We start from the raw sequence: 18,865 nt of genomic DNA, 5'->3' as shown, positions 1-18,865 counted from the left end.
TGCCGGGGCTCTCTGGGCTTATGGCTCTCTGCCAGTATCTTGCGGGTGACAATTCATCTTTTCGGCCGGGTTGCGGGGAACTTTAGGCTGGCTTCAGGGTGTTTTTTTTGTTGCTCAGATTTCCTGGTCCAGCTCGGTGATGAAGGCTTCCAGTCGGGCTTTGAAGACTTCTTTTTGCGTGGCCGGGCGGTGGTGCAGGGTCGCGCCGCCACAGCTCAGGCATTTGGTGGAGGTCATGGGCGGGTGATCTGGGAGTTGTGCTTTCTTCCAGCCGCAGGTCGCGCAGACCAAGGTATGGATTGGGGCGGGAGTGGGCATCACGTCACCTGGAGTGGAGGAGGTGATGTCAGTGTGCGATCGGGAGGCGACAGATCACGTCGTGGGATAGGGTATTGAAGCGTGTGATTGGAATTAAGAACACGGTGAGACCTTTTTGAATATTTGCCTCTCTTCGTCCTATGATACGAGTCCCCTACGCTAAGCACTGCATTAACAAGGACGCTCATGACTGCTGCAGACCTTCCCGTCGATCACGACCTGCCCCTACGACAGGCCGAGGAGATCAAACCCTTCGATATCATCATCACGTTAGTTGATTGCACGTCGCAGAGAGCGGACCTGGTGATCGGGAGCAATTCCATGCTGGACCGGGAAGAGACCCTCGGCATTGGAAAATCTGTTTTGATTGAGACTGGGATCAATGGCAGCCTTCTGGTGCGGCTGACACGTGGTGGCTACTCGAGCGTCAGCGTTCGAGTTGAGAAAGTAAAGCCGGGCTCCCGCCTATTTGGCGCATTCGAACCCCTAGAAAATCAGACACCGTTTACATCTGCGGACAGCGAGGCTATTAAGCTGGGATTGGATTTGGTGCTTGCTGAGGTCCGTGATAGTGCGCTTGTCAACACAGCGCAATTTGCAGCTTTAAAGGAGCAGTTTGACGAGGCCACTGAGGCAACTAAACGCCTAAGCCGCAAAGATTGGGTGCTTTATTTTATGGGGGTGCTGGCATCAATCACAATTTCCGCAGGTTTTTCGTCAGAGGCAGTCACGGCTTTGATGCGCGCAGTAGATGTTTCACTTGGAAAAGGTGCTGTGGTTGCCATTCGCTTACTAAGCAAATTTTGAATTCTTCGAATAGCAATTCATTTCTGTAACCGGCGGCGGACAAGTGGCTTAACCATAGGCTTTGGCGGGTGATTGGACTGTCGTTGAAATATTCGGTGGAGGGCTTGCTGGCACATTCCACTGGTTCATCCTTCGCGTTGCCGCGCGAACGAGTCAGCTGGCTAAGCTGGCAAGGCGAGGGCTGTGCCCTGTAGCACCTGTCGGCGGCTGATCAAGCGAGAACGGCCGTTCACTCAAAGCCTGGCTTGGTCAGTTTAGGGTTCACCGCCGTTATTATCCCCAGGCAGCGCGCTCGCACCCTCCGGCTTGTCCGGTGGGGTTACTGGTGCTTTCCCCGTCCCACGCAGATCGATGGCACCATCGATGCTGCCGGGGCGTGAGTTCCCAGGTTCAGGCGGCTGGGCTTCTTCCAGCGGCGCAAGCTTGTCGCCGGTGCGGCTGTCGATTTCAACCGCCGGGGCTCGGTCGATGTCCGTGTTTTCGGGCCCTTGGCTGTCGGCGATAGCGGGGCAGGTGGCGCAGAGCAGTAGAGCCAGCACGGCACCGGGCAGAGTCTTGATGTTCATCTTGAGAATCCTCGAGCGTTCGTCGCACGATAAGGGCTGGACCCCGCTCACTTGGTCAAGCCGTCAGGCCTATGAAAGCCACCCACGAAACCGCTGCTTGCTCATCGCATCACACGCCAAAGGGAAATGTATCCGCTTCATGACTGGGCGTCCCCGAGACCGGCAACGGGGTGACGGCGCGGGTTTCTTCGATCCATACCAGCGCATCGAATTGCTCGCTGAGCACGGCCTCGAAATAATGGCTTTGCCGTTCTGTGGCAGGCCGGTAGATCACGCCGATCGCACGTTCCAGTAGCGGGGTTGCCAAGGCCTCGCGCAGATCGTCACGCGCTTCGGCGCGCCAGTCGGTGAGCGAGGCGGGCACCCCAGCCAGGAAAAACTGCTGCTCCCAGCTGTGTGCCAGTGACGGGCGCACCTGCATGACTTCGCCTTCGCCGTCCCAGTTGCTGGCGGCCATGACTTGGCCGCGGTCGGTGCTCATGCCGATCAACACGGCGTCTCGGCCATAGGCCGCACGGCACAGCCGCCCCAGGTTGACCTCGCCGCGCCGGCCCATGGCCGTGGCGGCGGCATCGCCGATGTGCGAATTGTGCGCCCAGACCACGGCTTTTGCATCGTTCGCACGATGCGCGATCAGGGCCTGCAGGGTCTCGAACATGTGGGTGTCGCGCAGGTTCCAGGACTGGACCGAGCCTTTGTACATGGCGCGGTAGTACTGCTCGGCGGCGCGGATCACCTTGGCATTCTGCAGCGCATCGAAGAAGGCTTCCTCGTTGCTGGCGAACCGGGTCAGGCGCTCGGTCAGCAGGCGCTGCAGTTGCTCGACGACTTGTTCTTCACACGGTGCCACGCCGTCACGTTCGACAAAATGTCCGTACAGCGCCGGATCGTCCTGCCAGGGCGTCAGGCAACCGTAGCGCTTGCGTGCCTCGTGGGCGAGGTCTGGATCGGTCCGGTCCAGGTAGGCAAGCACTTCGCTGATCGAACTCCTCAGGCTGTAGATATCCAGCCCTCGAAACTCGACCTTGTCTTCATCGGCAAGGTTCTGGTTGTGGCGCTGCAGCCATCGGTTGAAATCGGCCACATCGGTGTTGCGCCACATCCAGGACGGAAAACGGGCAAAGGCTTGCTCGTTCGGGGCGCCCGCGCCCATGCCGCGAACGAAGCGGTCGATCTGTCCGGCATCTGGCCAGTCTGCTTCCACGGCGACGATGGTGAACCCGTGTTCTTCGATCAGGCGCTGGGTTATCGCGGCGCGGGTGCTGTAGAAATCACTGGTGCCATGGCTTGCCTCGCCGATCAGCACGACCTTGGCATCGCCATAGCGGTCGAACAGCGATGCGAATGACGGTGAGTCCAAGGGCGGAAGTGGCTCGGCGTACTGTCTGAGCAACGATTGGATTTTCATTTGATGCTCCCATCGTCTTGTCCATGACTGATGTTCAACCATAACGCTGTGATGGGGTGGGGCAATCGAAATAGTGAGGTAAGCGGTGCGGTCGGACTGGCGGTAGGGGGGGGCGCTGGGATGGCAGCTGGCGGTGCCTTGGGGTCGCAGAGGGCGCCTAACCTGGCGGGGCGGGTGATGTTCGTTTCGCAGGGTTGGTAAATGAGGGTGTGTGGGTGTGGGTGTAGGAGCGGCCTTGTGTCGCGAAGCGGCCCCAGGCCGCTCCTACACAAGAACGCATGCGTCGGAGAGGAGCGCGTGCCTCGGGGAGGAGGCATGGGTCGGGGAAGAAGAAGCGACATTCAGTCCACCTGACGTCCCGCTATATGTGGATGCGGCGGTCGACACTCATCGGGCAAGTGGCACGTGGAAATGGCTGACGATAGCGCAAGGCTTTCCCCTGAGTGCTAAACTCCATGGCTCTCTGCGCGGTTGCATGCTCCAAATCAGGACTTATTATGTTCGATATTAATAACCTTTCACTGTTCATTATTTCTGTTCTTCTGCTTTCCGTTACGCCAGGCCCTGACATGGCCTACGTTGTCGGGCAAAGTGTTGCAAACGGTCGGCGCGCGGGAGTTATTTCAGCTGCTGGTGTTGCATTGGGAAGTTGCGCTCACGCTTTAGCCAGTGTTGTAGGGCTTACCGCTCTGATTGCTGCGTCGCCTGTGATGTTTACCTTCGTTAAATATGTCGGTGCAATATATCTGATATATTTAGGTGGAACGTTATTGATAAAGACATTTGGTGCGGAGCGGGCAGTGGTGAGTGAAAGTGCTGGCATCAAAAAAGATGCAGGTCTCTCTGACCTTTTGTCCAAAGGATTCATAACTACCCTGATGAATCCAAAGGTTCTCCTGTTCTTCATCTCGTTTTTTCCGCAATTCGTAGTGCCGGGGGGCGACCACCACACTGCGTCTTTCATCGTGCTAGGTTTAACTTACGCTCTGGTAGCGTTTTTAACCGACGCGACATTCGCAATTCTGGCTGGGAGTGCTGCTGGTAGCATCTCTCGCAACAGACGGATGCAAAAAATGATGGATCGTGTGGTGGGGGGTGTGTTTATCGCTTTAGGCATCAGGCTTGCGCTGATTCGTTCCTGACGCTGCTGGATCGGTGCGGTCAAGGTAGGCAAGCACTTCGCTGTTCGAACTCCTCGGGCTGTAGATATCCAGCCCTCGAAACTCGACCTTGTCCTCATCGGCACGCGGCTGGTTGTGACGTTGCAGCCATTGGTTGAAATCGACCATATCCGTGTTGCGCCACATCCAGGACGGAAAACGGTCAAAGGCTTGCTCGTTCGTGGCGCCGGTGTCCGTACCGCGAACGAAGCGGTCGATCTGTCGGGCATCTGGCCAGTCTGCTTCCACGGCGACCCTCGCCAAGCATAGGGAGGGTGCCGAAGCTGTGGTGTAGAGGGATGAATTGCTCAGACACAGGATGCGGGGTAGCAATGGATATCAGGATGACAACGAAAAAACCCAGGAAGGCCAAGGAAGACCCAGGCCACGCCATAAGCACAACCCTTAAAGACATGGATTTCTGGGTGTTCAGTGCCTATATCCTCACGCCGCTGCTCCTAGGCACTCTGGGAGGGAGCCAGCTGCTCCCGCTGTGCATCCCCATCTTTCCACTGATCAGTATCATTTTTTTCATTGTTCGTCGCCGCTACCTGAAGTCCCTCACCGACGAACAGCTCAGGCACGTGACTCCCTGGAGCTACATCTACACCGGCCGTGCGGTTTCGATGATCATCCTGTTCATGACAGCCGGTTCCTGCGACATGGCCTTGGTCAACGCCTTGCGCTGAGCTGTCGGCGATAGCGGGGCAAGTGGTGCATAGCACGCATGAACTGGCGGGGCGGGTGATGTTCGAAGAGCGCATCGGGCATGCGGCTCATCGCCGCTCAAGGCAGCTCGAGAATATCCGCCGTCACCGTGCTTCGCTCCGACTTGCGATGCTCACTTACGGCGTCGTAAACCACCAGCAGCGAGCGCGCCTGCCCGCCGTCTGGCGCGAACAGCGTTATGCCTTCGGCATGATCCGTGTCCTCGCCGTAAGGCACGTCCAAGACACGCTGCAACTCGCTGGCCGGCACTAATACTTCATTGGCGGGTGCGCTACCACCCACCCAGCGGAAGACGGTCACGGGGCCGTCGAGATCCATGGTCGGCCCAGCAAGAACCAGTAGATCGCGCCCCTGCACACACAGGTCGCGAACACCCAGGCCGCCGAGCTGCAGGAAGTGTTTGCGGTACAGGCGTCCGTTCGGCCCGATGGCGTTGAGCTTCAATGTGGAAGGATTGTCGTCCTCCGTTACCTCTAGCTCCAATACAACTGCCCAGCCACGCAAGACTGGCCCGCGCAGGCCGAGAAAGATGCGGCCGCCCGCTACGGCGAGGCCTTCAATGTCGAAGCCGTTGTCCTTGCCCGGGATGGCGAGGAACGGCCCAATGTGCTCGTCTTCCTGCAACGCATCGGTTAGCTCGTTACCGAGGTGATTGCCCCGCAACCTGGCGGCATTCAGTTCTTTGCCGTTCTGGGTAGCCTGTTTTGCCAGCGCGCAGGCCCCGTCGCTGTCCAGCACTGGAATGCGGGCGAGCAGATAGCGGTTGCCATCGCGGCTGACCTTGGCCAACTGCTTACTGGCTTTTTCATAACCACCCTTGAGCTTCGGTTTCTTGCGCTTCAGGCTATGCGAGCCCACTACCCAGAGATAGCCGCCATCGCAGGCCAGGCCTTCAATGTCCACCTCTTCCAACTTGGCTTGAGCGTCGGAGAGCGGAACCGGCAGCGCAAGGTAGTCGCTGAGGAGGAATTGTTTGTGTTGGCCGTAGCGATAGGTGCCGAGGCCATCTTCCGGTAGGCGAGTGAGCCTCTCCAGGCTAAGCGTTTCATCGTTTGCCAACCAGAGACTGTTGCCGCACTGCAAGACGGCGGACAGCCCATCCCGAATCGCCTTTTCGTTGCCTAGTTCATTTAAATCGGGATCGAATTCCAGGAGTGCGACATGTTTGGTGCTCATGATGAAAGTCCTTGTTTAGTCAGCTCTGACATCTTTACCTTGACTGACTGTAGCTCCAGATAGTGCCGTGACAGAACCGTCCACGCATGGCCATCTCCCTGAGTCCCGGCTCACAGTGGCGGGGGAGTGGTGGGGCTGGCCCCCGAAGGGCAGGTCGGTAACTGGCTTGGTTCCACGCTGGCCCCTTGCAGTGCATATACATCGTGATTGGCAGTGACGGACTGGGGCGTCTCGATCAGTGGGGATGAGGTCAAACGCGTTTTGTTCTGTGGGCGAGCGGCGAACGCTGTGATAATAGAGGGCAATCACAAGGGCCATGCCATGCTGACCATCTCTAATAACGTGCATCTGCCCGATGCGGAAATCGAACTGACCTACATCCGCGCGCAAGGCGCAGGTGGGCAGAATGTCAACAAGGTGTCCAGCGCCGTGCACCTGCGCTTCGACATTCGCGCCTCGTCGCTGCCCGAGTTTTACAAGGAGCGGCTGCTGGCGCTGCGTGACAGTCGCATCACCGGCGACGGCGTGTTGATCATCAAGGCCCAGCAGTACCGCACCCAGGAGCAGAACCGCACTGACGCACTGGCGCGTCTTGCCGAGTTGATCATCACTGCCGGCAAGACCGAGAAGAAACGCCGTCCTACCAAGCCGACCCTCGGCTCGAAGACCCGCCGCCTCGAAGGAAAGGCCAAGCGCGGCACGGTCAAGGCCGGGCGGGGCAAGGTGGAGTTCTAGGCTCTGTACGAAGTCCCGAGAAACCCAATCGTCGCGCCTCCAACGCTGGGTTTTTGTAGAGCTCGGGTGCTGCGTGGCGAGATATGCCGGAGCGCTTTGGAGCTGGACCAAAAAAAAGCCGACCTGCAACTGCAGGTCGGCAATCGACTGCGTGGCTTACTCCACCATTAACTTATCCCGATTACGATCCAGCAAGGCACTCCCGATCCCCTTGATCTCCAACAGCTCATCCACCGAAGCAAACGGCCCATTGGCATCGCGGTAGGCGACGATGGCCTCGGCCTTTGCCTTGCCGATCCCGCTCAGGTGCATTTGCAGTGTCGGGGCGTCGGCCTGGTTGAGGTTGAGCTTGGCCGCTTGCGTGGACGTGTGACTGTCGACTGTCACCGTCTGAGCCATGGCTGCGGGTGATGGAGGAGTGGAAGGGGCGGCGCTCAGGGAAAACGAGAGGCTGGCGATCAGGGGGAGAACGAGGGAGGTCAAAAGGGTTTTGCGCATGCGGTTGTCACTCCTGTGAGGTTGGTCAGTCGAGGCAGTCTTCCGTAGATGCCGAGATAGAAACTAGCTGCTTGGGGAGTAATAGGGAAGGTGAAGCGGGACGGGAATCGTTACCAAATTGGACTGGGACGCTTGAGGCTCAACTCGCAGACGGGGGGGCGGAAAAGTAGCCTGGACCAGCGCTGCGTCGCAGCTTCCGGTCGAAGCGGACATCGCCACGCTGGCTTGATACTCTGCGCCGGACTTCACTCAAGGTCGCCATATGGACATACCGCCTCGCTTCATCATCCATGAATCCAGGTACTGGATTATCAACCACCGAGTGGACTGTGCGTTGCCGGGCTACTTGATGCTGAGCGCGAAGGAGATGACGAATACACTGGCAGCGCTACCCACCGAGGCGCTGGCTGAATTGGGTGTATTGCAGGCGCACATCCAGCAAGCCATTGAAGATCACTTACAACCCGAACGGCTGTATATCGGCCGGTTTGGGCATGATGCTGGTCACTCTGTTCATTTTCATTTCGTACCGGTTTATGGCTGGGTAGAAGCGCTGTTCTGGAAAGATGAGCGGTATAGGTTGCTGCAAACTTTCGGCTCGATCGGAGGTGCCATGGCTAAGACTGATGGCGCAGAACTGATGCTATTTGTGTGGCGGGAGTTTTGCGAACGTCCTGACCCTCCGGAAATCGAAGGGCCGTCTGTTGAGCAAGTCATTGCGGCGTTGCGGGCATGTAGCTCTATGGCAGGTGGCCCTGTCTAGGTAGCGGCACTCATGAACAGACGGTTGATTTCCAAAGCAGCGAGCAAGTAAGTGAGCGCCGAGCGCATCCCAGGCGTATTCCCAGCCTCACCTTGGGCTGCTTCACGGAATAATTTCTAGAATGACCTCGCCGTCCATTAGACGCTCGCGCCGATTGTCCGGGACATTGGAGAGTCCATGGACCGGATCGCTCAGTACCACTTCGCCAGTACTGGCGCGGACCATGAAATTGCTCTGGTTCAGGTCCAGATCGACACCTGGTTCGGCGGCATAATGGGGAAGTAGCCGGCGCATCGCTTCTACCACCTGCCGCGTGGAGGCCTCGACTGGCATGTTTTCAAGCAATGCCAGCACCGCCTCTTGATTTTCCACGTCGTCGATCAGTTCGCCATCCGCGCTTTCTGTCAGGTGTAGCAAGAGAGCCTCGACTGCCGCAAGCTGAGTGGGGTATCTGTCGAGGCTTTCCAACCGCTCAAAATGCGCCAACCAGAGGTAGTCAGGATCAAATCCGTCATTTTCATATAATGCGATGGGACCATAGTTATCCAGTAACCGCACCACGCCAGGGAGACCAAGTAGCTTCGCCCTTGCTGCAAAATCGTGCGTGGCGTTATCTCTGGAAAGTCTGTACACCGAAGCGGATGTGTCGCCCTCCAATACCACGCTCGCCGAGCCTGGTTCGATGATGCGTTTGCCGTCCAGAGGAGGTAAGCCGCGGACTGTCTCGAACACTGGCCCCACTAGAATCTTTTGATTTTCATAGGTGAGGCGAACTGGATCGCCGACTTCCTGTTTGAAACGGTCTATCACTCGATCTTTGAACATCCGTATCAGACTCCCTTTGCCATCCAGAAATGATCCACGGCGTGCAGCTTAGCCGGGAATACCGGGTTCGAGAGGGAGACCCGTACGCGAACCTTAACTCGCGCTACACGCGCCTCATGCGCAGTCGTCCTGTCTTGGTTCGATCAGAAATTCCTCCAGCCGCGCCTTGAATACTTCTTTCCGGGTGGCCGGGCGGCGCAGCAGATCCTGGCTTCCACACCTCCAGCACTGGTTGAATAGAGTGGTTGGGTTATCAGGCAACGGTGTGTCTTTCCAGCCGCATGCCACGCACACGATCGTATGCGTGGAGGGGAGAGGGGGCATTGCCTCACCTCGCTTACAGTCGATGATCTCAGAGTGTCGCTCCGCGGTGACGGCCTGCTCTGCGCGAGACAGAAGGGCTGACCGCGTCGCAAGTACGACGGCGCGAGAATCGCAGCTTGTTTCTCGAGCCGTCTCCATGCGCCTGGACGTATTGCGTCTAGGCCCCACGCTTTGGCTGGGCGCGCGCCTGCGCTAACATTTCGTCCAACATAGCGATCAGTTCATCAGGGCAAATTTCGGTCCATTCACCACACTCTGCCGCAGTGATCATCTCTGCAAACTCCGGGCTGTACTCGGGTATATCGGCTTCGATTTCCTCTTCAGAACGCGAGTGAAAGATCCAGGATCCGTCTATCTCTGCTCCCATGAGGCGCTGCTCATTTTGCAGGGCGAGCAGTGCTGACAGATATTCGCCGTCGGTGAGTGCTGGGTGAGAACGCATTGCCAAGGTGCGAAGCGTTTCACTGGCAATACCGCCTTGTGCGAAGTGCAGGATCAAGTCCTGCAGTGGGGTCAACGGAGTCATCGGGCACCTCTTCTCTCGAACTCTGCTGAAACGCGCATCAAGCAGTTGCAACCAGCCCCAGGTCATAACCGACCATGAACAGCGCTTGCTCGAGAGCGCGCAATGTCTGCGCAGGCGTCACGCCGGAGCGGAACGGACTTTCAGCGCTTAGCGGGTGAGAGGCGACTTGGCTCAGCACCCAACTGGCGTTCATGTTCCACCGCGCATGGTGGGCGCCCGAACGAAGACGTTTGAACCGAAGCGTTCCGGTGCTTGGGTTACGGTTCTTCGGTGCCAACGCGTTTTCACCTTCTTTCGCGACCGCCCAAGGGAAGTTCAGTCCTGCCGGAACCTTGGTCAGCCCTTTGGCGTTGCAATACTGAACCACAAGCATGCCCAGGCCAGCGGCCACGCGGCTGTCATAGATCACAAAATCCGGACAGACAAGCGAATAGATCTTGGTCATCCCAGAGTTGAAACGCAGCGTGTTGGAACGAAGGATCGGGGCATCGGGGTCCTTCGCCATCAGTGCGGTTTTCACCTCGTGCATCATTTTCCCCAATCCAACCTTGTTTGCCTCAAGCCACTCTTTGTTGTGCGCGGTGACTCCACCCCACGCCATCACATCGATTGCGCCTCGCAGCACCATGTCATCATCGCTGCCGGCCGCAAGGAGATCACGGCCCAAGGCGCCGAGCGCATTCGCGTTACTGGACGCGCTAGTTCCTGGATTAAAGGAAAGACGGCCGTTGCCAGGGTGGTTCCACGAATAGAGCTGGTACGCTTCATGGAGGGTATTGCAGGACCATTTGGCATTCGTGCGGCGATCAACATACTCATGCTTGAACAGGGTTTTGGAATCCAGTTCGGTAGCAAGCCAGCCGATGAACTCAGGGACGTGAGGAAGAGAGGCGTAAGCGTGTTTGGTTTTCATCGATGCTTCCTGTGGGCTGGCGCCAAGCGCGGAATTGCGTGCCAGCGATGAGAATGCTACAAGCTGGTGCGACATGTTTTTTTCCGTAGTTACTTCTCTGAGGAAATTTTTTTGAGTGGAGCCCGATATACAGCGCCTGATCGCGAGGCACGGCGCAAGGCTATGAGAGACGTTCTTCGCCGAGCGGGGCGCGACATGGCCACCGATGAAATCCATGCGGGCGTGGTAAAGCGGTTCGGTTCGTACTCCATCCGGACAACCCGTAATGACCTGCAAGCCCTGTTGAAGAGCAACGTGGTAACGGAACTCAAGGAGGGGGGCGAAGATGGTCGGGCGCGTTACTGGAAACTCAACCGTACCAGCGTTGACCTTGTTCTTTCGCCTGCAGAGTCCATGACGATGTTTGCAGTTTTCCAGCACGCAGAACGCTTCGGGTTCCGCGTTGAAAGAGGCGAGCTGGCTACGTTAAGGGACTATGTCACCGAGTCTGCGGTCGCCGGCGCTGAGCGCAACCTATTGGCAGAGGGACGTATCAGGACCGGGACTCGCTTTACGGTGCTCAACCCAGGTGACTACAACCCGGATCATCTCGAAACGATACAGAATGCCATGAGGCAAGATGCCAGCCTGGAGGTGCTTTACCGTCCCCGGGAAGTAGACGACGTTCAATGCACTTACTTTCTGAAGCCATTGGCGCTCTCTTACCAGGATTCGAACATCTACCTGTCTGCTTTTGTTGGCCGTGAAGAGTGGCCAGCAGGTAAAGAGCCTGAGCCGGGCACCGTCCGCGGCAAGTACAGCAGCAATGGTCCGGGTACACTCTGCGCGCTCATGCTGCACCGTATGGTCAGCGTTAGAAATACCGTAGTCACAGTGGCTGAGCCAGCTGGGTACGACCCTGCGTCACTTGAAACGCAGCGCGATCTTGTGACGATTCACAGTGCTGGGACTGTTGGTTTGAGACTGAGGTTGAGCCCCAATCTTCATAATCGGCTTACAGAGAATCCATTGTGTGATAACCAACGCATGACCCAAGACCCATATGGGTGGGTGTTGGAGTGTCAGCTGGAGGATACCCAAGGGCTTCGCCTGTTCTTGCTTAGCAATGCTGCGGATATTGAGGTGCTGGCGCCCTCTGAATTGCGTGTGCATGTGCGTCGGACTTTGGGTAAAGCGCTTGAACTCTATGATCGCGAGAGTTGAAGGCCGCCGGGATGAACCGAGCAATGATTAGGCCATCGCTGACACTGCGAGCGTCCGGCCCGGGCTAATTCTGCGTTGTTTGCAGGGTTTTGATGAATTTGGGGCCGCTACGCGGCCCTTTCGCGACACAAGGCCGCTCCTACACGGGGCCGTGAACGGCTTTTTAGCGAGTTATTTGCTTTCCTTGGCGATGGTTCCAAGCGCTGTAGCCTTTACCAGGTAGCGGCCTTCTACACCGTTCAGCAGCTTCAGGCTGTTGCGCACGGTAATCATGCCGTATCCGACTTCCTGCTTGAGATAAACCACTTCGCCGGCCTTGACTGTCACTGGCATCTCCGCCCAGTTTTCAGCTTTGGAGCTGATCACGTGGCTACCCGGGGTCATATGGAAATAGATGTGTTGGTTGACACGGTTGGAGCCCATCTCGGACTCGGCTGCGGTCTTTCGGAAGGTCTTGCACATCTGGGGGCTTCCTTGCTTGCTGAACCGGGCGATAGGTGAGTACGCCAGGAGGTGCGCATAGACGGATGCAGCGGATTACACGACCCGGACCCTCCTTGGCGGCGGGGATAATACCCACGTTATCAGGTATGCAGAAATGACTTGTGGGTGAGGTTGGCGCTGAAACACGTCCCGGCGGCCCGTGCATCAGTGGCAGACAGCGACGGCCTGTCAGGCGCTCTTCCTTCAGTAAAGAGGTGCCTCAAAAGGAAGCGTGAGTGCGCCAGAGTGTAACGTTCGGTATCACGATATTATGGTATTCCATATTCCATGTATTTTTGACTTAGCGAGGGTGCTCTAAATCAGTGGTTCCATGACTCTCCACAATGTGGCCTGCTTATTGCTGGAGCTCTGAGGATTCCTGCAAGAGTTCATTAGGATGCTCCCTCCCACTCAACGCACTGGCTACCCACTCACCTGGCCCTTGTTCCATACAAGTGGCTCGGTTCATGTCTTGCCGGCTGGTGCAATGTACGGATTTCTCCGCAGAGCGGTCGCATCCTCCCGCGTCACACTTCAGCAACTGCCCGCCTGTGTTGCCGCCAAACAGAACGGCTTCTGGCAGATAGTCAGGTAATTCCTTCCCATCTTGAGCCTTGACCTGCGCAGCGGTAATCACTGCCGTCCGCTGCTCGTCTTGACCCGCTAATTCCCTTGGCGAGCTGCGCTCGCCGGGAACACTGCACCCGGAAGAACCTGATGAACAACGAAACCGCATTATTGGTCATCGACCTGCAGAAGGAAGATGGATTCTCCCTTGAACGATTTGACCAGGTCGTCGAAAACGCCGCCTTGCTGATTGAAGCTGCCCGAGGACTCGGCATTCCCTTGTTCTACACGCGGCACGTCAACGATGCACAAGGCCGTGATTTGATGTTGGGTGAACCCCTGGATGATCGCGGCAGGCCTGCAACCTACCGCGAGGCTAGCGAGGCCATCGAGATCCTGGACGTGATCGCTCCACACTGTAGTGACGTGGTCATCGACAAGGGCCGCTACAGTGCGTTCCACGGGACCACTCTCTATCAGAAGCTCGTCAGGCGGGGCATCAAGCATCTGATAGTGATTGGCGTGCTGACTGACGTGTGCGTAATGACCAGTATGTTCGATGCCTACCAGCACGACTTCAAGCTCACCCTCGTTGCTGATGCCTGCACAGCGACCACAATGGCAGCCCATTATTCCTCCCTGTTCATTCTCTCCAACTGGATTTACGGGCTGGAAATTTTCTCCACGGAGCAGTTGCTACGACGGTGGCGCAATGAGCCAGCTACTTCGTTGCACACCGCTGCACCTGACCATCTCGCATTTCGACCTGAAGCGTTCCTGGAGGCCATTCAACGCCTCGAAGGCCGCCTTGTTGATGAACGTTGACCGGGGAGAATGACCATGAAAGTAGAAAACAGAAGCATCGATTTCATTCCAGAGGACGAGCGTTATGGCGAACCACGCTCACTGTTTTTCGTGTGGTTTGGCGCCAACGCCAACATAACAACGATCGCTGCAGGCGTACTGCCCATCAGCCTGGGCCTGAACCTGATGTGGAGCGTGCTCTCGATCATGATCGGTTCGATCATTGGGGCAATCTTCATGGCCTCTCACTCGGCACAGGGGCCGAGGTTGGGCATCCCTCAGATGATTCAAAGTCGTGCGCAATTCGGAGTGTACGGAGCGATTGTTCCACTGCTGTTTGTCATGCTCATTTACCTGGGCTTCTTCGTCAGCAATACGCTCCTGGCAGCCCAGGCCGTCGCTGGAGCGAGTCCATTGAGCCATGGAGCGAACATCGTCCTGATCGGGATGGTGTGTTTTCTGGTGGCCTTGTTCGGCTACCAGTTCATCCACCGCTTCCAGAAAGTGCTCTCTCTGGTTTCCATTGCAGTGTTCGGATTTGCCACCATGCTCGCCTTTGCCTTGCCTGTCGCACCAGGAGAGTGGACGCCCCAGGGATTCGATTTAGTGGCCTTCCTCGCGTCGGTGAGCATTTCTGTTACTTGGCAGCTCTCCTATGCGCCATACGTGGCCGACTACTCGCGGTATCTGCCAACCAGTACCTCTACCCGCCAGGTGTTCTGGTATAGCTACCTCGGGACGGTAATTGGCGGGAGCTGGATGATGATGCTCGGGGCCGTTCTGGCCAAAGGCGTGGCCGGTTTTACCGACAACGTAGGTTTGAGCCTGGTCGGAATACTTGGGGGCGGAACGCTCTTGACGTTTGCCTTCGTGCTTTACGGACAGATAGCCATCAACGTGTTCAATCTGTATGGGGCGTTCATGTCGACAGTGACTGTGGTAGAACCCTATTCAGCTCTCAAGGTTACGCCCCGTGTACGCGCCGGATTCATGCTGATTATCTGTGCCGCTGCCACGGGCCTGTGCACGCTGGCTCAGGACGACTTCCTTCAGTTTTTCCTGAATTTCATCTTCTTCATGAGTTACTTCCTGATCCCCTGGACTGCGATCAATCTCGTGGACTACTACGCGCTGAGGAAGGGGGAGTATCAGATTGCGGATATCTTCGAACCGACCGGGATTTATGGGAGGGTAAACTGGGTCGCAATCGGTGTTTTCCTGGCAACTATCGTTATCGAAATACCATTCATGAGTACCTCGATGTACGTGGGGCCCGTCGCTTCGAGTCTTCATGGTATTGACCTGGCATGGATCGTGGGGCTGCTTGTGCCAGCGGTCGCCTACTTCTGGTTGATGAGCCGGAACCGTCGCGTTATCCCGGATTCCGCGATTACCTGAGTAACTCCCTGCCGCACCGGTTCCTTGAACCGGTGCGGCTTATGTTTCGGATTGTGCGCCTCATGGCTTCGAGGGATTAGAAATCAATCGTCCCCGAGAACTTCACCAGCCGCGGATCACCCTGGGTCAGATAGCCGCCGTTGGCCGAGGCCCAGTAGTTCTTGTTGCTGATGTTTTCCACATTCATCCGCAGCGTGACGTCTTTCTCCGAAACCTTGAGCTTGTACCGGGCGCCTGCATCGAATCGATTCCACGTCGGCAGGCTCAGGTTGTTCGCCTGGTCGACAAACTGGCCGCCCGTGCGCAGCATCCTGGCATTCAGCGCCAGTGCGTCCACACCCGGCACATCCCAATCGACACTCGCATTGAGCTGGAACGTCGGCACGCCAATCGCGTGGTTGCCATCGGCGGTGCCGCCTGAGGTGTTCTTGAGCTCGGAGGTCATGCGGGTGCCGCCTGCCATCAGGCGCAGGCCTTCGATTGGCTCGCCGAAGACGCTCAGTTCGAGACCTTTGTTGATCTGCTCGCCCTCACGAACGTACTGGCGGTCCCAAATGCATTCATCAACGGGGTTGAGGAGTGGGTCGGGTTGGGCACCCTTCTGTAGGAGCGGCGTTGTGCCGGGACGCCGGACCATCAGCTCTGCAATGCTGGCAGGGGACACTGGAATGCATTCAGTTGGGTCTTGTAGCGTCCATGCGATCTTGGGGCCGCTTTGCGGCCCTTTCGCGACACGAGGCCGCTCCTACAGGGGTTGCGCGTCGGGCGGCGGGTCGAGCGGCTCGAGCGGGGCGTAGGGGGGGACGCGCGTCGGACGGGGCTTTGCCGGTGTTCGCGGGGGAACCCACAGTGAGGATGGAGCAGCTGTGGCGCCCCCTTTTTGTAGGAGCGGCCTTGTGTCGCGAAACGGGGGCAGAGCCCTCGCCGGGGCGCATTACCATAAGGCTCTGCAATCCTGGCAGGGTCACCGGAATGCATTCAGTTGGGTCTTGCAGGGTCTGTGCGATTTTGGGGCCGCTTTGCGGCCCTTTCGCGCGGTCCGGAGTCCCGGCACGACGCCGCTCCTACAGGGTCACGCGTCGGGCGGGGCGTGGGGGGCGCGCGTCGGGCGATGGGTAGGGGCGCGCGCCGGGCTGGAGGGGCTCAGTGATCAGTCGCGGGTAAGCCCGATCCTCCGGCCAACATACACGGCAGGCGGCAGATCCCGCTGTTCATCCACCAACCCCTCCAGGCACGCAACACTCCGCTCGCCAAACGGCGCGGCCTTGGGTCCTGCCAGGTCCACATGCAACAGCATCTGCTCGCTCGCCGCCAATGCTTCCCCGAAACCTTCCCTGTGCAAGCTGTGGTGCACATGCAGCCGTTTGCGATCAAAGCCCATGATCTGGGTCTGCACCCACACTTCGGTACCGAGCTTCACTTCGTGCAGGTAGTTGATGTGGGCCTCCAGGGTGAACAACGAATGCCCGCTCTGCCCACGCGCGTCGGCGTCGAGGCCGATGCGTTCCATCAGGGCGTCGGTGGCGTAGCTGAAGAGCAGCAGGTAATAGGCATCGCGCAGGTGTCCGTTGTAGTCGACCCAGTCGGGCAAGACCGGGGTGCGGTAGGTGATCAGTGCGGGCATCGTCTCGCTCCTCAGTCGCCGAAGGCGAGGCCGTGGCGGGCCTTGGTGGCGGCGATCGCGGCCTGCACGGCGAGCAGGCAGTCATCGCGGTAGCGCTCCAGCGCGGCGATGCTGTGGGTGCCGAGTTGCTCGGTGGTGCCTTCGACGACGTCGTCGATCAGTTTGTCGGTCAGCGGCGGGGCGGGCAGGTAGGTCCAGGGCAGTTGCAAGGCGGGGCCGAACTGGGCCATGAAGTGACGCATGCCAGCGTCGCCGCCTGCGAGGGTGTAGGTCAGGAAACTGCCCATGAACGACCAGCGCAACCCGGCACCAAAGCGGATGGCGTCGTCGATCTCGCCGGTCGTTGCCACGCCGTCGTTCACCAGGTGCAGGGCCTCGCGCCAGAGGGCTTCGAGCAGGCGGTCGGCGATGAAGCCGGGGACTTCCTTGCGCACATGCAGGGGGTGCATGCCCAGTCGGGTGTAGATGTGCTTGGCCGCTTCGATGGCCTCGGGGGCGGTGCGCTTGCCTCCGACGATCTCCACCAGCGGCAGCAGGTAGACGGGGTTGAAGGGGTGGCCGACCACGCAGCGTTCCGGGTGGCTTGCCGACTCGTAGAATTCGCTTGGCAACAGGCCGGAGGTGCTGGAGGCGATGATCGCCTCGGGCTTGGCGGCGGCGCTGATGCGGGCGTGCAGGTCGAGTTTCAGCTCCAGCCTTTCCGGTGCGCTTTCCTGGATGAAGTCGGCGTTGCTCACGCAGTCTTCGATGGTGTCGACGAAGCGCAGCCGTTGTTGTGATGCGCCCGGCGCCAGGCCCTGTTTTTCAAGGGCGGGCCAGGCGTTGGCGATGCGCTGGCGCAAGGCTTGCTCGGCGCCGGGGGCCGGGTCCCAGGCGACGACGTCGAGGCCGTGGGCGAGGGCGCGGGCTACCCAGCCGCTGCCGATTACGCCGCTGCCCAGGGCTGCGAAGGTGTTGATGTCGGTGATGAAAGGCATGTGCGTCTCCTGGGGGTATCAGCGGCGGGTGAGGTTCATCTTTGCGCGGCCTTCGGCCGGGGTCAGCACGCGGGCGCCGAGGCGGGACATGATCTCCACCGCGCGCTCGACCAGCTGGCCGTTGCTGGCCAGCACGCCGCGATCCAGGTAGAGGTTGTCTTCAAGGCCTACGCGCACGTTGCCGCCGAGCAGTACGGCCTGCGCGGCCATCGGCATCTGCATGCGGCCGATGCCGAAGCCGGCCCAGGTGGCCCCGGCAGGCAGGTTGTCGACCATGGCTTTCATGGTGGCGGTGTCGGCCGGTGCGCCCCACGGAATGCCCAGGCAGAGCTGGAACAATGGATCGTGGAGCAGGCCTTCCTTGATCATCTGCTTGGCGAACCACAGGTGCCCGGTGTCGAAGATTTCCAGTTCGGCCTTCACGCCCAGTTCGGTGATGCGCTTGGCGCCGGCCCGGAGCTGGCTCGGGGTCGACACGTAGATGCTGTTTCCATCGCCGAAGTTGAGGGTGCCGCAGTCGAGGGTGCAGATCTCGGGCAGCAGTTGCTCGACGTGGGCGAGGCGTTCCAGCGGGCCGATCAGGTCGGTGCCGGGACCGAATTCCATCGGCGTTTCGCCCGGGCCGATCTCGAGGTCGCCGCCCATGCCGGCGGTGAGGTTGACGATGATGTCCACGTCCGCTTCGCGGATGCGTCCCATGACCTCGCGGTAGAGGGCGACGTCACGGCTGAAACGGCCGGTATGCGGGTCGCGGACGTGGCAGTGGACCACGGTGGCGCCGGCCTTGGCGGCCTCGACGGCGGCGGCGGCGATCTGTTGGGGGGTGACGGGGACCAGGTGGCTCTTGCTGGCGGTGTCGCCAGCGCCGGTGAGGGCGCAGGTGATGATGATGTCGTGGTTCATGGTGTGTTCCTGAGATGGAATGCGGTGCCTTTGTAGGAGCGGCCTTGTGTCGGGACGCCGGACCGCGCGAAAGGGCCGCAAAGCGGCCCCTATCCCAGGCGACCCGGTTTTTTCAGGTAGATGGGGGTCGCCTGGTTTGGGGCCGCTTTGCGGCCCTT

The 18,865-nt window shown here is 58.8% G+C and carries 20 protein-coding genes and 2 pseudogenes; 8 read left to right on the top strand and 14 right to left on the bottom strand.

Features of this window, described 5'->3' with window-relative positions; translation table 11 throughout:
* Window positions 1-114: 114 nt before the first annotated feature.
* Complete coding sequence (locus AC0ZZU_RS22460; RefSeq protein WP_476343472.1) at window positions 115-237, bottom strand: hypothetical protein; 123 nt, start codon at window positions 235-237, stop codon at window positions 115-117.
* Window positions 238-504: 267 nt separating this feature from the next.
* Between AC0ZZU_RS22460 and AC0ZZU_RS22455 the strand changes: the two genes are divergently transcribed.
* Window positions 505-1,125: a hypothetical protein gene (locus tag AC0ZZU_RS22455; protein WP_476343471.1), complete on the top strand. Its 621-nt coding sequence runs from the start codon at window positions 505-507 to the stop codon at window positions 1,123-1,125.
* A gap of 254 nt (window positions 1,126-1,379) precedes the next feature.
* Here the strand turns inward: AC0ZZU_RS22455 and AC0ZZU_RS22450 are convergent, their stop codons facing one another.
* Window positions 1,380-1,691 (bottom strand): hypothetical protein, encoded by a 312-nt coding sequence (locus AC0ZZU_RS22450; protein WP_476343470.1) that lies wholly within the window; start codon window positions 1,689-1,691, stop codon window positions 1,380-1,382.
* 109 nt (window positions 1,692-1,800) lie between these two features.
* Window positions 1,801-3,099, bottom strand: a complete 1,299-nt coding sequence (locus AC0ZZU_RS22445; RefSeq protein WP_476343469.1) for an erythromycin esterase family protein — start codon at window positions 3,097-3,099, stop codon at window positions 1,801-1,803.
* Between the two features lie 497 nt (window positions 3,100-3,596).
* Between AC0ZZU_RS22445 and AC0ZZU_RS22440 the strand changes: the two genes are divergently transcribed.
* The gene (locus AC0ZZU_RS22440) at window positions 3,597-4,241 is read left to right on the top strand and encodes a LysE family translocator (protein ID WP_476343468.1); all 645 of its coding nucleotides are present in this window, start codon (window positions 3,597-3,599) and stop codon (window positions 4,239-4,241) included.
* Here the strand turns inward: AC0ZZU_RS22440 and AC0ZZU_RS22435 are convergent.
* Window positions 4,209-4,508 carry an erythromycin esterase family protein gene (locus AC0ZZU_RS22435; RefSeq protein ID WP_476343467.1) on the bottom strand — a complete coding sequence of 100 codons (300 nt, stop codon included), beginning with the start codon at window positions 4,506-4,508 and terminating at the stop codon, window positions 4,209-4,211. The genes AC0ZZU_RS22440 and AC0ZZU_RS22435 overlap by 33 nt on opposite strands.
* Window positions 4,509-4,603: 95 nt before the next feature.
* On the opposite strand from AC0ZZU_RS22435, the gene AC0ZZU_RS22430 reads away from it, so the two are divergent.
* The gene (locus AC0ZZU_RS22430) at window positions 4,604-4,948 is read left to right on the top strand and encodes a hypothetical protein (protein WP_476343466.1); all 345 of its coding nucleotides are present in this window, start codon (window positions 4,604-4,606) and stop codon (window positions 4,946-4,948) included.
* 97 nt (window positions 4,949-5,045) lie between these two features.
* Here the strand turns inward: AC0ZZU_RS22430 and AC0ZZU_RS22425 are convergent, their stop codons facing one another.
* The gene (locus AC0ZZU_RS22425; RefSeq protein WP_476343465.1) at window positions 5,046-6,164 is read right to left on the bottom strand and encodes a DUF3616 domain-containing protein; all 1,119 of its coding nucleotides are present in this window, start codon (window positions 6,162-6,164) and stop codon (window positions 5,046-5,048) included.
* A gap of 321 nt (window positions 6,165-6,485) precedes the next feature.
* Here AC0ZZU_RS22425 and arfB point away from each other — a divergent pair, with 321 nt between their 5' ends.
* On the top strand, window positions 6,486-6,899 hold the full coding sequence (gene arfB, locus AC0ZZU_RS22420) for an alternative ribosome rescue aminoacyl-tRNA hydrolase ArfB (RefSeq protein ID WP_476343464.1): 414 nt from the start codon (window positions 6,486-6,488) through the stop codon (window positions 6,897-6,899).
* 156 nt (window positions 6,900-7,055) lie between these two features.
* Here the strand turns inward: arfB and AC0ZZU_RS22415 are convergent, their stop codons facing one another.
* Window positions 7,056-7,397: a ComEA family DNA-binding protein gene (locus AC0ZZU_RS22415; RefSeq protein ID WP_476343463.1), complete on the bottom strand. Its 342-nt coding sequence runs from the start codon at window positions 7,395-7,397 to the stop codon at window positions 7,056-7,058.
* 262 nt (window positions 7,398-7,659) lie between these two features.
* Here AC0ZZU_RS22415 and AC0ZZU_RS22410 point away from each other — a divergent pair, with 262 nt between their 5' ends.
* The gene (locus AC0ZZU_RS22410) at window positions 7,660-8,160 is read left to right on the top strand and encodes an HIT family protein (protein WP_476343462.1); all 501 of its coding nucleotides are present in this window, start codon (window positions 7,660-7,662) and stop codon (window positions 8,158-8,160) included.
* A 102-nt stretch (window positions 8,161-8,262) separates the two neighbouring features.
* Here AC0ZZU_RS22410 and AC0ZZU_RS22405 read toward each other — a convergent pair whose 3' ends face one another.
* The 3 genes from AC0ZZU_RS22405 to AC0ZZU_RS22395 all read right to left on the bottom strand — a co-directional run bounded on the left by AC0ZZU_RS22405 (window position 8,263) and on the right by AC0ZZU_RS22395 (window position 10,823).
* On the bottom strand, window positions 8,263-8,985 hold the full coding sequence (locus tag AC0ZZU_RS22405; protein WP_476343461.1) for a hypothetical protein: 723 nt from the start codon (window positions 8,983-8,985) through the stop codon (window positions 8,263-8,265).
* Between the two features lie 481 nt (window positions 8,986-9,466).
* Window positions 9,467-9,835, bottom strand: a complete 369-nt coding sequence (locus tag AC0ZZU_RS22400; RefSeq protein WP_476343460.1) for a hypothetical protein — start codon at window positions 9,833-9,835, stop codon at window positions 9,467-9,469.
* A 37-nt stretch (window positions 9,836-9,872) separates the two neighbouring features.
* A complete protein-coding gene (locus AC0ZZU_RS22395; protein ID WP_476343459.1) occupies window positions 9,873-10,823 on the bottom strand; it encodes a hypothetical protein in 951 nt (316 codons plus the stop codon).
* 120 nt (window positions 10,824-10,943) lie between these two features.
* Between AC0ZZU_RS22395 and AC0ZZU_RS22390 the strand changes: the two genes are divergently transcribed.
* On the top strand, window positions 10,944-11,951 hold the full coding sequence (locus AC0ZZU_RS22390; RefSeq protein ID WP_476343458.1) for a helix-turn-helix transcriptional regulator: 1,008 nt from the start codon (window positions 10,944-10,946) through the stop codon (window positions 11,949-11,951).
* Window positions 11,952-12,122: 171 nt separating this feature from the next.
* Here AC0ZZU_RS22390 and AC0ZZU_RS22385 read toward each other — a convergent pair.
* Window positions 12,123-12,386: pseudogene (locus AC0ZZU_RS22385) on the bottom strand (DUF2846 domain-containing protein); the annotation flags it as partial.
* A gap of 765 nt (window positions 12,387-13,151) precedes the next feature.
* Here AC0ZZU_RS22385 and AC0ZZU_RS22380 point away from each other — a divergent pair.
* Both AC0ZZU_RS22380 and AC0ZZU_RS22375 read left to right on the top strand, forming a co-directional pair.
* Entirely contained in the window at window positions 13,152-13,826 is a 675-nt protein-coding gene (locus AC0ZZU_RS22380) for a cysteine hydrolase family protein (RefSeq protein WP_476343457.1), read from the top strand.
* A gap of 15 nt (window positions 13,827-13,841) precedes the next feature.
* The gene (locus tag AC0ZZU_RS22375; RefSeq protein ID WP_476343456.1) at window positions 13,842-15,203 is read left to right on the top strand and encodes a purine-cytosine permease family protein; all 1,362 of its coding nucleotides are present in this window, start codon (window positions 13,842-13,844) and stop codon (window positions 15,201-15,203) included.
* 76 nt (window positions 15,204-15,279) lie between these two features.
* Here AC0ZZU_RS22375 and AC0ZZU_RS22370 read toward each other — a convergent pair.
* The 4 genes and pseudogenes from AC0ZZU_RS22370 to cdhC form a co-directional block, all read right to left on the bottom strand.
* Window positions 15,280-15,753, bottom strand: a pseudogene (locus AC0ZZU_RS22370) (TonB-dependent receptor domain-containing protein); the annotation flags it as partial.
* A gap of 600 nt (window positions 15,754-16,353) precedes the next feature.
* On the bottom strand, window positions 16,354-16,827 hold the full coding sequence (locus tag AC0ZZU_RS22365; RefSeq protein ID WP_476343455.1) for a thioesterase family protein: 474 nt from the start codon (window positions 16,825-16,827) through the stop codon (window positions 16,354-16,356).
* Window positions 16,828-16,838: 11 nt separating this feature from the next.
* The gene (locus AC0ZZU_RS22360) at window positions 16,839-17,804 is read right to left on the bottom strand and encodes an L-carnitine dehydrogenase (protein ID WP_476343454.1); all 966 of its coding nucleotides are present in this window, start codon (window positions 17,802-17,804) and stop codon (window positions 16,839-16,841) included.
* Between the two features lie 18 nt (window positions 17,805-17,822).
* Window positions 17,823-18,707, bottom strand: a complete 885-nt coding sequence (cdhC, locus tag AC0ZZU_RS22355; RefSeq protein ID WP_476343453.1) for a 3-dehydrocarnitine:acetyl-CoA trimethylamine transferase CdhC — start codon at window positions 18,705-18,707, stop codon at window positions 17,823-17,825.
* Window positions 18,708-18,865: the final 158 nt, after the last annotated feature.

The sequence above is a fragment of the Pseudomonas sp. JE3303 genome (assembly GCF_056312565.1).
The sequence above is the reverse complement of the archived record's forward strand: the minus strand, read 5'-3'. Positions and strand labels throughout refer to the sequence as shown.